Here is a 14340-nt window from a genome sequence, read left to right on the forward strand (position 1 = left end):
GGCTAAAATGATCCGCTCTGCTGTATGACACAAGGGTCATGGCGGCAGCACCAGCTCCGCTTTCAGGGCCGGATCGACCAGGGTGAGCCGCAACGGCTGGCCCGCCTTGCCGGGCGGATATGTCGCCGTCAGGTCGAACCGCACCTCGCGGCCATCGGCGCCCAGGGTGGTCTCGGGCCGGCCGAACCAGCTGTCCGGGCTGCCTTCCACAAACAGGTCCGGCTGCTGCAAGGGTATCTGGCTCTGCAGGATCACAATCAGGCGGTCGGGCTTCAGGCGGTGCGATACCAGTTGCACACCGGCCTGCGCCGCCGGTTGCGGCACCTTGGCACGCCACTTCGCCAGCTGTACCAGATCACTGGTCGCGGGATTGTCACGACTGGTCAGCATCAGCCGGTCGTTGCGCAGGATGCAGATATCCTTGCAGACGCCATATTCCATCGTGAGGCTGAGACCATAACCCTTGTCCCCCTGCTGGCGCTCGACACGCAGCGGCAGCACCACTTCATCGGCATAGCCATAGATATCCGATTTGCCGAGCGGGATGCGCCGCGGCGCCGGCCAGGCCACATCGACTCGCGCGACATTGCGCGACCCGGCCCAGTCAAACTGCGCCGGTACCCCGCCCTCGCCCGGAGTCCGCCAATAGAATTTCCAGCCCGAGCCAAGCTGAATGTGCAAGCCGGCCTCATCGCCGCTGCCTTGAATCAGGGCAAGTTTGATCGGCACGTGCGGCAGCTGCAGCCCCTGCGCCCAAGCCATGCTCAGGGGGCAAATCATCAGAATTACAGCCATAAAAATGCCGGCCAGCGGGGCGGGGCGGCGAAGGGCCTGTCTCATGCCCCGACTCTGGCTTTTGGCCTGCCAATTGCAAGGCTTGTCTGGGCCCGGCCGTATGGACAAGCCGACCGGGTGGAGTAACATTCGGGTGAAACCGGAGTGTGGCGATGACCGACACCAGCGACAAGGCGATATCCGGCTATCTTGAACGGCAGCTGCTGATTGCCATGCCCAGCATGGGCGACCCGCGGTTTTCGCGCACGGTCATCTATATGTGTTCGCACAATGCCGAAGGCGCGATGGGTCTCGTCATCAACAAGCCCTATCCCGGCCTCACCTTCCCCAATCTGCTGACCCAGCTCGGCATTGAATCCACCGCCGAGAACGACATTGTTGTGCGGCTCGGCGGCCCGGTGGAAACCGGCCGTGGCTTCGTGCTGCATTCGACCGACTACATGCGGCAGGGTAGCGTCAAGATCGACGAGTCCATTGGCATCGGTCTCACCGCGACGCTGGATGTATTGCGCGCCATCGCCACCGGCACCGGCCCGCAGCACAGCCTGTTTGCACTGGGCTATGCCGGCTGGAGCGCCGGTCAGCTCGACACCGAAATTCAGGAGAATGCCTGGCTGGCCGTGCCGGCGGATTTCGAGCTGGTGTTCCACTCGCATCTCGACAGCCTGTGGGATCGCGCCGTGCGCAAGATCGGCATTGATGTGGCCAAACTGTCGAGCGTTTCCGGCCACGCCTAGGCGCTGACCGATACCGGATCGCTGGCCAGACGGGCATAAAGCTGGTGATCGCGCCAGACCCCGTCGATTTTCAGATATTCGCGTAAGACACCTTCGCTGCGGAAACCGGCACGGTCCAGCAGTTGCCGGCTCGGCGTGTTTTCCGGCAGGCAGGCCGCCTCGACGCGATGCAGCTTCAGCACCTCGAAGCAATGCCCCAGCATGACGGCGAGCGCAGCCGTCATATGCCCCTGGCCGGCATAGGGCTTGCCGATCCAGTAACCCAGTTCGCCGCATTGCGAGGCACCGCGCCGGATATTCGACAGCGTGATGCCGCCGAGCAGCGCGTCATTGCGGCGCAGATGGATGAAATAGGCTTCGCCGTGTTCCTGGCGGCGCAGGCGTTCGAACCAGGCGAGCCGGCGGCGATAGCCTTCACGGGTCAGCGAATCTTCCGCCCAGCTTGGCTCCCAGGGCTGCAGATGCTCGCGGCTGATCGCGCGCAGGGTCGCCCAGGCTTCATAATTGTTGAGATCAGGCGCGCGAAGATAAAGCTTTTCGCCATGAAGGATGGGCGCAACGGGAGGAAGGAAGCGGCCGAACAGCATGCTTTCCCCCTGCCCCGCCGATCCGATCAGCCAAATCTGGCGGCGAAGCGGCTGTAGCTTTCCAGCCGGTCAACCGGACCCAGCGCCGCCACGGTCGGCGGCGCCGACCGCATCACCCGCTCGGCCACCTTGCGCACGGCGGCGCCATCGACCTGGTCGACAGACGCCAGCACTTCATCGATATCGAGCGGGCGGCCGAACAGCAGCATCTGGCGGCCCAGCTGCTCGATGCGCGCACCAGAGCTTTCCAGCGACATGACCAGGCCGACCTTGAGCTGGGCACGGGCACGCTGCAGCTCGTCGTCATCGACGCGACCGCACAGCTTGCCCAGTTCGTCGGCCAGCACCGGCATCAGCTCGGGCAGCTTTTCGCCGCCGGTGCCGGCATAGATCGTCATCAGGCCGCCGTCGCGATAGGACGAGGGATAGGCATAAACCGAATAGGCCAGGCCGCGCTTTTCGCGCACTTCCTGGAACAGACGCGAGGACATGCCGCCGCCCAGCACGGTGGAATAGACCTGCATGGCGTAGTAATCGGGATCATCGAAGGCCAAGCCCGGCAAAGCTATGGCGACATGGGCCTGTTCCAGCTCGCGGACGGCGCGGCGCTCGCCGCCACCGCCATACAGCGCAGTCTGCTGCGCCGGGCGCGACGTGCGGCTTAAGGCCCCGAACAGCTTTTCCGCCTCGGCCATCAGCCGCTCATGCTCGACGGCACCGGCGGCGACCAGCACCAGGCTGGGGCCATGATAGAAGCGATCCAGGAATCCCTGCAGGTCGCCGCGCTGCATGCCGGTTACGCGATCCACGGTGCCGAGGATCGAGCGGCCGAGCGACTGCGCCGGAAACGCGGTTTCCTGCAGATGATCGAAAATGATGTCGTCCGGCGTGTCTTCCGACTGGCCGATTTCCTGGATGATGACTTCGCGCTCGCGCTCCATCTCATCGGCATCGAAGACCGAGTGCTGCAGGATATCGGCCAGGATATCCAGCGCCAGCCCGGTATCAGCGGCCATGACGCGGGCGTAATAGGCGGTCTGCTCGCGCGAGGTGAAGGCATTGAGATGGCCGCCGACCGCCTCGATCTCCTCGGCAATCGCCAGCGCCGAACGCCGTTCGGTGCCCTTGAAGGCCATATGCTCCAGCATATGGGCGACACCGTTGATCTCCGGCGTCTCGTCGCGCGCACCCGCATCGACCCAGACACCGACTGAAACCGTTTTGACCTGCGGCATGGTCTCGGAGACCACGCGCATGCCGTTGGAAAGTGTACCGATCCTGACTGTCATGCTTTTACTCTACGCGTTTCGATGAAGGCGCGCACCGTGTCGTACTGGTTGGCCAGCACGGTTTGGCGCTCCGGGCGCTCGAACAGGTCGGCCAGGCGCGGCGGCAGGGCCGGATGGCAGCCGGTGGCGGCCTCGACGGCGGCCGGGAATTTGGCGGCATCGGCGGTCGCCAGCGTCACCAGGGCGGTGTCTGCCGGCAGGGCTTTGCTGCTGCGCTGCTGCGCCGCCACCACCAGCCCTACGGCCGTATGCGGATCGACCAGCAGGCCGTTGCCGGCCTCAAAGGCCGTCTTGAGCATCGCCTTGGTGGCGGCCTCGTCGGCCTTGCCGGCCGCGAACAGCTGCTTGGTCTCGGCCAGCGCATTGGGCGATACGGTAAAGCCGCCATTCTTGTCGAGATCGGCCATCAGCTGGCGGATCTGGGCGCCGTCGCGGCCATGCATGTCAAACAGCAGGCGCTCGAAATTGCTCGCCACCTGGATATCCATGCTCGGGCTGATGGTCGGCTCGACGCCGCCCTTGCGATAGTCGCCGGTGGCGAAGAAGCGCGCCAGGATGTCGTTGCGGTTGGTGGCGACGATCAGCTTGGCGATTGGCAGGCCCATCCTGGCGGCGGCATAGCCGGCGAAAATATCGCCGAAATTGCCGCTCGGCACGCAGAAGGCCGGCGCCCGTTCCGGGCCGCCGAGACTGAGCGAGGCCGTCACGTAATAGACGATCTGGGCCATCACACGCGCCCAGTTGATCGAATTCACCGCCGTCAGGCCAACGGAGTCGCGGAACGTCGCATCGTTGAACAGCGCCTTCACCATCGCCTGGGCATCGTCAAAGGTGCCTTCCAGCGCGATGGCATGCACATTGGCATCCGCGATGGTGGTCATCTGCCGGCGCTGCACATCCGAGACGCGGCCATGCGGGAACAGGATGAAGATGTCGAGATTGGCGCGGCCGCGGCAGCCTTCGATGGCGGCCGAGCCGGTGTCGCCCGAGGTGGCACCGACGATGGTGGCCCGCTTGCCCGAGCGCGCCAGCGCCCAGTCGAACAGCCGGCCGAGCAGCTGCAGCGCCACATCCTTGAAGGCCAGCGTCGGGCCATGGAACAGCTCCAGCACCCAGTCATTGGCATCGCTCTGGCGCAGCGGCACCACGGCCTTGTGGCCAAAGGTGGCATAGGCCTCGGCGATCATGCGCTGCAGCTCGGCATCGGGGATGCTGCCGCCGATGAAGGGCTTGATGACGCGGAAGGCGATCTCGGCATAGCTCAGCCCGCGCATGGCGCGCCAGTCGGCGGCGGAGAACTGCGGCCAGCTCTGCGGCACATAGAGGCCGCCATCGCTGGCCAGGCCGGCCAGCAGCACGCCTTCGAAATCGAGGTCCGGCGCCTGGCCGCGGGTGGAAACGTAACGCATCGCTTGTCTCAGTTCAGGTAGCGCGTCTTGAGATGCGCCTTGAAGGCCGCGGTGCCCAGCGGCTTGCCGGTGGCCTGACGCAGCAACTCGTCGGTGGTGAGCAGCGAACCCTTACCATGCACATTGGCGCGCAGCCAGCGCAGCAGCGGCTTGAAATCGCCCTTGGCGATGCCGGGCTGGATCGCCGCATCCTGCGCCTTGGCCGCTGCAAACAGCTGCGCCGCCGCCATCGCCCCCAGCGTATAGGTGGGGAAATAGCCGATCGCGCCGGACGGCCAGTGGATGTCCTGCATGCAGCCCTGCGCATCGTTGTGCACTTCAACACCCAGCAGGGTCTGCATGCCGTCATGCCAGGCATGCGGCAGGTCGCTGACCGGCAGGTCGCCGCTCAGCATCGCCTGCTCCAGCCGGTAGCGCAGGATGACATGGGCGGGATAGGTGACCTCGTCGGCATCGACGCGGATCAGGTCGGGTTTCACGCGGGCATAGATGCGCAGCAGGTTGGCTTCCGACCAGGCCTCGCCGCTGCCCTTGAAGGCCTTGCGCAGCAGCGGCGCGGCGAATATCAGGAAGTCGGCACCGCGGCAGACCTGCATTTCGACCAGCAGGCTCTGGCTTTCATGCAGCACCATGCCGCGCGACTCACCCACCGGCTGGTCGCGCCAGGCTTTCGGCAGGCCGAGTTCGTAGAGCGCATGGCCGGTTTCGTGCAGCACGCCCATCAGCGCCTTGGTGAAATCGTCTTCCGAATAGCGTGTGGTGATGCGCACGTCATCCGGGATGCCGCCGGTGAAGGGATGTAGGCTGACATCGAGGCGGCCATGGTTGAAATCGAAGCCGAGCGCCTTCATCAGCTTCAGCCCGACCGCGCGCTGGGTCTCGGTGGCGAACGGACCCTGCAGCGGCAGCGGCGCCTTGCGCTTGTCCTGCTTCACCAGCGCCCGGTCGATGAAATCGGGCAGGAAGCTGCCCAGATCGGCGAACAGCTTGTCGATGGTGGCCGACTTGCCGCCGGGCTCGTATTCGTCCAGCAGGGCATCATAGGCGCCAACGCCAAAGGCGGCCGACTTGGCCGCCGCCACCTCGCGCACCATCTCCAGCACCGGCTTGAATCCCTTGGCGAAGGATTTGAAATCGTCGTCGCGGCGGGCTTTGCGCCACACCATCTCGCAGGCCATGGTGGTCCTGGAGCGCAGCGCGACCAGCTTGGGCGTCAGCGCCGTGGCATGGCGCCACTGGCGCTGCATCTCGCGCAGATTGGCGCGCTGCCAGTCGTTCAGCTTTGCCTTCTGTGCCTCGGCCTCGCCCAGCCGGTCGCCCAGGCCGGGATCGGTGATCCATTCATGGCGCAGCACGTTCAGCGTCGCCATCTGCTCCGACCGCGCCCGGGCCCCGCCATCGGGCATCATGGTCGCCTGGTCCCAGCCCAGCATGGCAAGGGCGCCGTTGATGGCGCCGATGCGGTGGAACTGCTTCTCCAGAGCCTTGTAGCTTTTCATCATTCGGCCTTTTCGCGCGCCCGCCGCCGATGCCATAGCACATAAATGACGGCCAGGACCACGGCACCGCTGTACCAGGTAAAGGCATAGGCCAGGTGGTTGTTGGTGAAGGTCAGCCGGGTATGGCCGGCGCGCGGCCAGCCGCCGGGCACCGTCACATCGGCATCGGCATCGACGAACAATACCGGCGCTTCCTTGATCCCGGCCAGGGCCAGCATTTCGGCGGCGTTGCCGTAGTACCAGAGATTGCGCGCATGGTCGTTGTCAGGCGTGAACCAGCCCTTGCCCCAGGGCGCATGCGCCACGCCGGTGATGGTGACCTCGCCCTCGACCTGGCCCTGCGCGCGCCGCGCCGGGGCCTTGTCCTCGACCGGCACCCAGCCACGGCTGACCAGCACCCAGCCGGGCGCATCGCTGCGCTTGAGCGGCGTGATGACGTGATAGCCGAAATTGCCGCGTTCGGAATGCGCCAGCAGATGGAATTCATGGCTGTGGTCGAAGCTGCCCTTCACCACCACGCGGCGGAAATGCCAGGCCTCGGCATCCAGCGGTCCCGCCGGCAGCACCACCGGCGCGGCTTTCATGCCGTCCTCGACACTGGCGATCAGGTCGAGCTTCCACAGCAGCCGCTGCACCTGCCAGGTGCCAAGTGCCAGCAGCAGAACAAGGGCCGGAACGGTGATCAGCGTCGGCACCAAGGCGGGCCGGAAACCAAGGATTTTCAATGGATTACTCGCGCAGCAATTCGATGTCGGACGACGCCTTGTGGCGGAACTGCAGGGCGACCAGCACGCCCTTGAACGGCCGCAGCATGCCAATCGACCCGCCAAGGATAAGTGGGGTCCACAGCACCAGATGCAACCACAGTGGCGGACCGAACCGCAATTCGACCCACAGCGCCAGGCCGACGACAATGAAACCGAGGATGAGGATGACAAAGACAGCCGGCCCGTCGCCGGCGTCGATCTTGGCATAATCCAGATCGCAGGACGGACAGCGCGACTTGATCGTCAGCAGCCCGTTAAACAACGGGGCTTCGCCGCAGCGGGGACACCTGCAGCGAAGCCCCGTGGAGAACGGTGACAGCGGCGGATAAAACGCGGCCGCCATCGGTTTGGTCACTAGTGTGCAGCCGGAGTGCCCGAGCCCCACCAATACACGGCGGCGAACAGGAACAGCCAGACCACGTCGACGAAATGCCAGTACCAGGCAGCCGCCTCGAAGCCGAAATGATGGTCGGACTTGAAGTGACCCTTCATCGCGCGCAGCAGGCAGACCAGCAGGAAGATGGTGCCGACGATGACATGGAAGCCGTGGAAGCCGGTCGCCATGTAGAAGGTCGAGGCATAGATGCCATCGGTGAAGCCGAAGGCGGCATGGCTGTATTCAAACGCCTGGCAGGCGGTGAACAGCACGCCCAGGATCACGGTGAGCGTCAGGCCCTGCACCAGACCCTTGCGGTCGTCATGCAGCAGCGCGTGATGCGCCCAGGTCACCGTGGTGCCCGACAGCAGCAGGATCAGCGTGTTGACGAAGGGCAGTTCCCAGGGATTGAAGGTCTCGATGGTGGCCGGCGGCCACTGGTGGCCGATCGCCTCGGTGGGATACAGCGCGGCGCCGAAATAGGCCCAGAACCAGGCGACGAAGAACATCACTTCGGAAGCGATGAACATCACCATGCCGTAGCGCAGATGCAGCTGCACCACCGGGGTATGATGGCCGTCATGCTCGGCTTCGCGGATCACGTCGCGCCACCAGGCAGCCATGGTGTAGAGCACGACCGCCAGGCCGGGCAGGATCCACAGATAGCTGTGGCCATGGAAAGCGTAGACCGAGCCGATCGCAAGCGCGAAAGCGCCCATCGCGCCGATGAACGGCCACGGGCTGGGGTCGACGAGATGGTAATCGTGATTGCGGGCGCTACTGGCCATGGTGATACCCCCTTTTACAGACTCTAGTTGACCGGCCGCGCGGCACCGCCGCGGTCGGAGACACGGGTGGGATCTTCCTTGCGGAAGAAGGTGTAACTCAGCGTGATGTCGAGCACGTCGCGGGTCTTCGGATCCTTGAGAATTTCAGGATCGACGAAGAAGGACACCGGCATGTCGACGGTCTCGCCGGGGCCGAGCAGCTGCTCGGTGAAGCAGAAGCAGGCGATCTTGTTGAAATACTGGCCGGCCTTTTCGGGCGTTACATTGAAGCTCGCCGTGCCGGTTACCGCCCGCGCGGTCGGATTGATGGCGCGGTAAAACGCCAGCGTCTCCTCGCCTGGCCGCACCTTCACTTCGCGCTGTACCGGCTGGAACTTCCACGGCATGCCCGGCGCCACATCCGAGTTGAAGCGCACGGTCACCAGCGTCTCGTTCGGATCGGTCACGCCCGGCGCCGCGGCGGCGCGCAGCGGCGTGCCGGCAAAACCGGTGACACGGCAGAACATGTCGTAGAGCGGCGCCGAGGCGAAGGCGCCGGCGATCATCACCGCGACCGTCGATACGCAATACAGCGCGATGCGGCGGTTCCTGACCTGCAGGCTGTCGCGGCGCGCGCTCAATGCACACCTCCGCTCATACGCACGATGGTGATGGAATAGAACAGCACGACCAGCGCAAACAGCGCCACGGCCAAGGCGATATTGCGCGCCCGGCGGCGCTTGTGCTCGTCATGCCTCGGCATCGCGCTCATGCCCCCCAGCCAAGCCCGCGTTCGGCCAGCAGCAGGGCGAACAGCAGGAACAGGTAGAGGATCGAATAGGCGAACATATGCTTGGCGGCGCGATCACCGGTGCCGCGCCAGATGCGCACTGCAAGACCGAGGAAGATCGCGCCCAGCACGGCAGTCGCACCGCCGTAGAGCGGACCGGCGAGACCCAGCATCCAGGGGCTCAGCGTGATCGGCACCAGCAGCAGGCTGTAGATCAGAATCTGGCGGCGGGTTTCGCGCTCGCCGGCCACGACCGGCAGCATCGGCACGCCGGCGCGGGCATAGTCATCCGAACGATACAGCGCCAGCGCCCAGAAATGCGGCGGCGTCCACATGAAGATGATGGCAAACAGCAGCAGCGGCAGCAGGCTGAGATCGCCGGTGACGGCGGCCCAGCCGATCATCGGCGGGAAGGCGCCGGCGGCGCCGCCGATCACGATATTCTGCGGCGTGCGGCGCTTCAGCCACATCGTGTAAATGAAAACGTAGAAACCGATGGTCAGCGCCAGGATGGCAGCCGCCACCCAGTTGACGCCCAGGCCCATCACCAGCACCGAGCCGACCGACAGCACGCAGCCGAAACCGAGCGCCTCGTCACGGCTGATCCTGCCCTGCGGGATCGGCCGGCCCTGGGTGCGGCTCATCACCGCGTCGATATCGGCGTCGTACCACATGTTGATCGCGCCCGAGGCGCCGGCACCGATGGCGATGCACAGCAGCGCTGTGAGCGCCAGCACGGGATGCAGTTGACCGGGCGCCAGCACCATGCCGACCAGGCCGGTGAACACGACCAGCGACATCACGCGCGGCTTGAGCAGCGCAAAATAGTCGGCCGGCCGGGCATCACCGGTCTTGGCGTAAGCGGCATCGAGGCCGGCATTGCCGGCCTCGTTACCCTGTCCAATGAAACTGGCGTCGGACAAACTGGGACTCCTGGGGCTGGAACTCCGGCCTTACTTGATGACCGGAAGCTTCTCGTACTGATGGAACGGCGGCGGCGACGACAGGGTCCATTCCAGCGTCGTGGCGCCCTCGCCCCACGGATTGTCAGCCACCTGCTTCTTCTTCATGAAGGCGTAGATAACCGAACCGACGAAGAACAGCGTCGAGGCAAACGAGATATAGGCGCCGATCGAGGCGACGTAATTCCAGCCGGCGAAGGCATCCGGGTAATCCGGAATACGGCGCGGCATGCCCTGCAGGCCGAGGAAGTGCATCGGGAAGAACAGCAGGTTGACGCCGACGAAGGTGGTCCAGAAGTGGATCTGGCCAGCCGTCTCGCTCAGCTCATAGCCCGACATCTTGCCGAACCAGTAGTAGAAGCCGGCGAAGATGGCGAACACGGCGCCGAGGCTGAGCACGTAGTGGAAATGCGCCACCACGTAATAGGTGTCGTGCAGATAGGTGTCGACGCCGGCATTTGCCAGCACGACGCCGGTGACGCCACCCACCGTGAACAGGAAGATGAAGCCGATGGCGAACAGCATCGGCACGGTGAAGCGGATCGAACCGCCCCACATGGTGGCGATCCAGGAGAAGATCTTCACGCCGGTCGGCACCGCGATCACCATGGTGGCCGCGGTGAAATAGGCGCGGGTGTCGACGTCCAGGCCCACCGTGTACATGTGATGCGCCCAGACCACGAAGCCGACCACGCCGATGGCGACCATGGCATAGGCCATGCCGAGATAGCCGAACACCGGCTTCTTGGAGAAGGTCGAGATGATCTGACTGATGATGCCGAAGCCCGGCAGAATCAGGATGTACACTTCGGGATGGCCGAAGAACCAGAACAGATGCTGGAACAGGATCGGATCGCCGCCGCCCTCAGGCTTGAAGAAGGCGGTGCCGAAATAACGGTCGGTCAGCAGCATGGTGATGCCGCCGGCCAGAACCGGCAGCGACAGCAGCAGCAGGAAGGCGGTGATCAGCACCGACCACACGAACAGCGGCATCTTGTGCAGGGTCATGCCCGGCGCGCGCATGTTGAAGATGGTGGTGATGAAGTTGATGGCGCCCAGGATCGACGAGGCACCGGCGATATGCAGGCTGAGGATGGCGAAGCCGACCGCCGGGCCGGGATGGCCGACATCGGACGACAGCGGCGGATAGATGGTCCAGCCGCCACCCATGCCGAGACCGCCGGCCGGGCCTTCCACCATGGTGGAGAGCAGCAGGCAGCCGAACGAGGGGATCAGCAGCCAGAAGGAAATGTTGTTCATGCGCGGGAAGGCCATGTCCGGCGCGCCGATCATCAGCGGCACGAACCAGTTGCCGAAACCGCCGATCATGGCGGGCATGACCATGAAGAAGATCATGATCAGGCCGTGGCCGGTGACCAGCACGTTGAACAGGTGATGGTTGCCGCCCAGGATGCCGTCACCGGGATTCATCAGCTCGGCGCGCATCAGCACCGAGAACAGGCCGCCGATCAGGCCGGCGATCACGGCGAAGATCAGATAGAGCGTGCCGATGTCCTTGTGGTTGGTGGAATACATCCACCGACGCCAGCCGGTCGGCGTGTGATGATCGTCGTGGTGGTCGTGACCCGCGTGCGCGTGATCATGGGCCGCGTGGGCATGAGGCTGAGCCATGGCGTTCCCTACTCCTCGAATCTGATGCGGTTACTGGGCGGCGCGCGCGTCGGCGAGACGCGGCGACGGACCGTCGACAGTGGCGAATTTGGTCTTGGCTTCGGCGGCCCACTTGGTGAAGGCCTCCTTGGAAACCACCTGCACCTTGATCGGCATGTAGCCGTGATAGGCGCCGCAGATTTCCGAGCACTGGCCGTAATAGACGCCTTCCCGCTCGGCGCGGAACCAGGTCTCGTTGATGCGGCCCGGCACGGCATCCTTCTTCACGCCGAAGGCCGGCATGGCCCAGGCATGGATCACATCGGCGGCCGTGATCAGCAGGCGCACATTGGTGTCCACCGGCACGACAACAACATTGTCGGTCTCCAGCAGGCGCTGCTGGCCTGGCTTGATCTCGTTCTCCGGCACGATGGTGGCGTCGAAGGTGAAGTTGCCGTTGTCGGGATATTCGTAGGACCAGTACCACTGCTTGCCGATCGCCTTGACGGTGAGTTCCGGCTTGGCGGTCTTGTCGGCGAAGTACAGCAGCTTGAAGGACGGCACCGCGATCACGATCAGGATCAGGATCGGCACCACGGTCCACAGCACCTCGATGAGGGTGTTATGCGAGGTCTGCGAGGGCACCGGATTGGCCGAGGCGCGGAAGCGCACCATCACGTAGATCAGTAGCGCCAGCACGAAGACCGAGATCAGGATGATGATCCAGAGCAGCAGGTCGTGGAAATGCTGCATCTCCCTGGCCACCGGGCTCACCGTGGGCTGCATGCCCAGATGCCAGGGCGTCGGCAGGCCGGGCGTCCCGTCGGCCGCCTGTGCGGCCCCCGGGGCGACACTGGAGATCAGGGCGGCAAGAGCCAGCCCGGGAACGGCCAGAGCCGTGGTCAAAGCCGTAACACGGCGTGCAGCCCAGCGGACGGCTGCAAACGAAGTCCACCCCATCGTTCAATACCCTCGTTTAATGACTTGGGAGTCTAAACTCTTTCGAGGGCGGACCATACACCGGCACATGCCGCCCGCCCAGTCTGCCGGACGCCGTCTGCAGCCCTTGTGCGACGATTTGTCGCTGCGCTCCCGCACCCCCCGATTTCGACCCCTTAAGCATTGATTTGGCTTGTGCTTGCGCCGCCCGGGTCGGCCCCCTAAGCTGCCCCTTCCCGGGGGCTGAAGGCATGCTCGATCCGAACCAGCGGAAACTGACGCAGGACATACTGGACTGGCTCGATAGGCCGGCATTTACGGTTGAATATGGCCCTGGCGATGATTACCGCTACGTGTCGTGCAACACCGCCTATGCTGCTCTGACCGAGATGAATGCCGAGGCCCTGGCCGGCCAGGGCCTGTCGGCCGGCTTTGCGCTTGGCGAGGTCGCCAAGGTGCGCGACCTGCTCGACATGACCCGCCGGGAGAACCGCCGGCAGATCGGCAACACCCTGATTCGCTGGGCCAACGGCTGGCTCTGCCAGGGCCTCACGGTCGCCCCGCTCAATGACAATAACGGCCGCATCACCGGCTTGATGGTGATCGCCGAGGCCAGCACGCCGGAAAAGATGCACCAGGTGGCCCTGCAGGTCGCCGAGTACAAGCTGCGCGATTTCGCCGAACTGGCTTCGGACTGGTTCTGGGAAACCGATGCGGATCATCGCTTTACCTGGATTTCCGACTCCTCGTCTCCCCATACCATGGCGCTGCGCACCCTGTTCCTCGGCCGCTGCCGCTGGGAGGTCGCCGTGCAGGGCGATTCCGAGGCCGATACGCTGTTCTGGGACGAGCACAAGCGCCAGCTGGAGCGCCATGAGGCGTTCCGCGGCTTCCGCTACTGCTCGCTCTCGGGCGACACCGAACTGTGGATCGAGATCAACGGCAAACCGGTCTTCGATGCCAATGGCCGCTTCATGGGCTATCGCGGCTCGGGCCGCGACATCACCGAGCAGTATCGCCAGCAGCGCCGCATCGAGGCCGCCTTGCGCCAGGCCGAGGAAGCCAGCCGGGCCAAGAGCCAGTTCCTCGCCAATATGAGCCATGAGCTGCGCACGCCGCTGAATGCCATCATCGGCTTCTCGGAAATCATCCGCGACCAGATGTTCGGCTCGGTCGGCGTGCCGCGCTATGTCGACTATGCGCGCGATATCAACGGCTCGGGCACCCATCTGCTGGCCCTGATCGGCGACATTCTCGACATGTCGCGCATCGAGGCCGGCTATTACGCGCTGGATGAAAAGGCCGTCGACCTGTCGGCGGTGATCCAGTCGGCGCTCACCATGGTGCGGCCGCAGGCCGAGCGCGGCGGCATCACGCTGCGCAACCTGTCGCCCGACAGCCTGCCGCAGCTGCGCGCCGACGAGCGCGTGGTCAAGCAGGTGCTGATCAACCTGCTGGGCAATGCGGTGAAATTCACCCCGGCCGGCGGCACCATCGACGTGGTGTTCCGCCAATTGCCGGACGGCACGCCGTCGCTGACCGTGATCGACACCGGCATCGGCATCACCACCGAGAGGCTGGAGCATATCTTCGAGCCGTTCCAGCTCGCCAAGGCTGAAGTGGCGCGCCAGCATGGCGGCACCGGCCTCGGCCTGTCGATCAGCAAGCGGCTGATGGAACTGCATGGCGGTTCGCTCGGCCTGAGCAGCACGGTGGGCAGCGGCACACAGGCGCAGATGACCTTCCCGAGCTGGCGCCTGCTGTCGGATGCCGACCAGGAATGGACGCCGCCGATCCTGGCCGAAATGCCCG

General features: G+C 64.8%; 15 protein-coding genes. 2 read left to right on the forward strand and 13 right to left on the reverse strand.

All coding sequences use genetic code 11. From position 1 onward, the window contains the following. Positions 1 to 36: 36 nt before the first annotated feature. Entirely contained in the window at positions 37 to 762 is a 726-nt protein-coding gene (locus AAG799_RS09610) for a protein-disulfide reductase DsbD domain-containing protein (protein ID WP_341895609.1), read from the reverse strand. A gap of 185 nt (positions 763 to 947) precedes the next feature. Between AAG799_RS09610 and AAG799_RS09615 the strand changes: the two genes are divergently transcribed. Beyond that, positions 948 to 1532 (forward strand): YqgE/AlgH family protein, encoded by a 585-nt coding sequence (locus AAG799_RS09615; RefSeq protein ID WP_341895610.1) that lies wholly within the window; start codon positions 948 to 950, stop codon positions 1530 to 1532. Here AAG799_RS09615 and AAG799_RS09620 read toward each other — a convergent pair. From AAG799_RS09620 to coxB, 12 genes are read right to left on the reverse strand one after another with little or no spacing between them, the layout of a single operon-like run. After that, positions 1529 to 2119: a GNAT family protein gene (locus tag AAG799_RS09620; RefSeq protein ID WP_341895611.1), complete on the reverse strand. Its 591-nt coding sequence runs from the start codon at positions 2117 to 2119 to the stop codon at positions 1529 to 1531. The genes AAG799_RS09615 and AAG799_RS09620 overlap by 4 nt on opposite strands. Positions 2120 to 2145: 26 nt before the next feature. Further along, positions 2146 to 3408: a pitrilysin family protein gene (locus AAG799_RS09625; RefSeq protein WP_341895612.1), complete on the reverse strand. Its 1263-nt coding sequence runs from the start codon at positions 3406 to 3408 to the stop codon at positions 2146 to 2148. Next, positions 3405 to 4817: a threonine synthase gene (gene thrC / locus AAG799_RS09630; RefSeq protein ID WP_341895613.1), complete on the reverse strand. Its 1413-nt coding sequence runs from the start codon at positions 4815 to 4817 to the stop codon at positions 3405 to 3407. The genes AAG799_RS09625 and thrC overlap by 4 nt, the downstream gene beginning before the upstream one ends. An 8-nt stretch (positions 4818 to 4825) precedes the next feature. After that, the gene (locus AAG799_RS09635; protein WP_341895614.1) at positions 4826 to 6319 is read right to left on the reverse strand and encodes a carboxypeptidase M32; all 1494 of its coding nucleotides are present in this window, start codon (positions 6317 to 6319) and stop codon (positions 4826 to 4828) included. Further along, complete coding sequence (locus AAG799_RS09640; RefSeq protein WP_341895615.1) at positions 6316 to 7041, reverse strand: SURF1 family protein; 726 nt, start codon at positions 7039 to 7041, stop codon at positions 6316 to 6318. Before AAG799_RS09640 ends, AAG799_RS09635 begins: the two co-directional genes overlap by 4 nt. A gap of 4 nt (positions 7042 to 7045) precedes the next feature. Beyond that, positions 7046 to 7438: a DUF983 domain-containing protein gene (locus AAG799_RS09645; RefSeq protein WP_341895616.1), complete on the reverse strand. Its 393-nt coding sequence runs from the start codon at positions 7436 to 7438 to the stop codon at positions 7046 to 7048. Continuing rightward, positions 7438 to 8247 carry a cytochrome c oxidase subunit 3 gene (locus AAG799_RS09650; protein WP_341895617.1) on the reverse strand — a complete coding sequence of 270 codons (810 nt, stop codon included), beginning with the start codon at positions 8245 to 8247 and terminating at the stop codon, positions 7438 to 7440. Before AAG799_RS09650 ends, AAG799_RS09645 begins: the two co-directional genes overlap by 1 nt. Positions 8248 to 8270: 23 nt before the next feature. Continuing rightward, the gene (locus AAG799_RS09655) at positions 8271 to 8867 is read right to left on the reverse strand and encodes a cytochrome c oxidase assembly protein (RefSeq protein WP_341895618.1); all 597 of its coding nucleotides are present in this window, start codon (positions 8865 to 8867) and stop codon (positions 8271 to 8273) included. Continuing rightward, entirely contained in the window at positions 8864 to 8998 is a 135-nt protein-coding gene (locus AAG799_RS09660) for a hypothetical protein (RefSeq protein ID WP_341895619.1), read from the reverse strand. The genes AAG799_RS09655 and AAG799_RS09660 overlap by 4 nt, the downstream gene beginning before the upstream one ends. Beyond that, the gene (locus AAG799_RS09665) at positions 8995 to 9939 is read right to left on the reverse strand and encodes a heme o synthase (protein WP_341895620.1); all 945 of its coding nucleotides are present in this window, start codon (positions 9937 to 9939) and stop codon (positions 8995 to 8997) included. The genes AAG799_RS09660 and AAG799_RS09665 overlap by 4 nt, the downstream gene beginning before the upstream one ends. Before the next feature lie 30 nt (positions 9940 to 9969). Continuing rightward, the gene (ctaD, locus tag AAG799_RS09670; protein ID WP_341895621.1) at positions 9970 to 11610 is read right to left on the reverse strand and encodes a cytochrome c oxidase subunit I; all 1641 of its coding nucleotides are present in this window, start codon (positions 11608 to 11610) and stop codon (positions 9970 to 9972) included. A 30-nt stretch (positions 11611 to 11640) separates the two neighbouring features. Continuing rightward, positions 11641 to 12495: a cytochrome c oxidase subunit II gene (coxB, locus tag AAG799_RS09675; RefSeq protein ID WP_341895622.1), complete on the reverse strand. Its 855-nt coding sequence runs from the start codon at positions 12493 to 12495 to the stop codon at positions 11641 to 11643. Between the two features lie 284 nt (positions 12496 to 12779). Here coxB and AAG799_RS09680 point away from each other — a divergent pair. Then, on the forward strand, positions 12780 to 14340 hold a 1561-nt coding region (locus AAG799_RS09680), incomplete at its 3' end, for an ATP-binding protein (RefSeq protein WP_341895623.1).

The organism is Ferrovibrio terrae, from assembly GCF_943371255.1.
GTDB classification, from domain to species: Bacteria; Pseudomonadota; Alphaproteobacteria; order Ferrovibrionales; family Ferrovibrionaceae; genus Ferrovibrio; species Ferrovibrio terrae_B.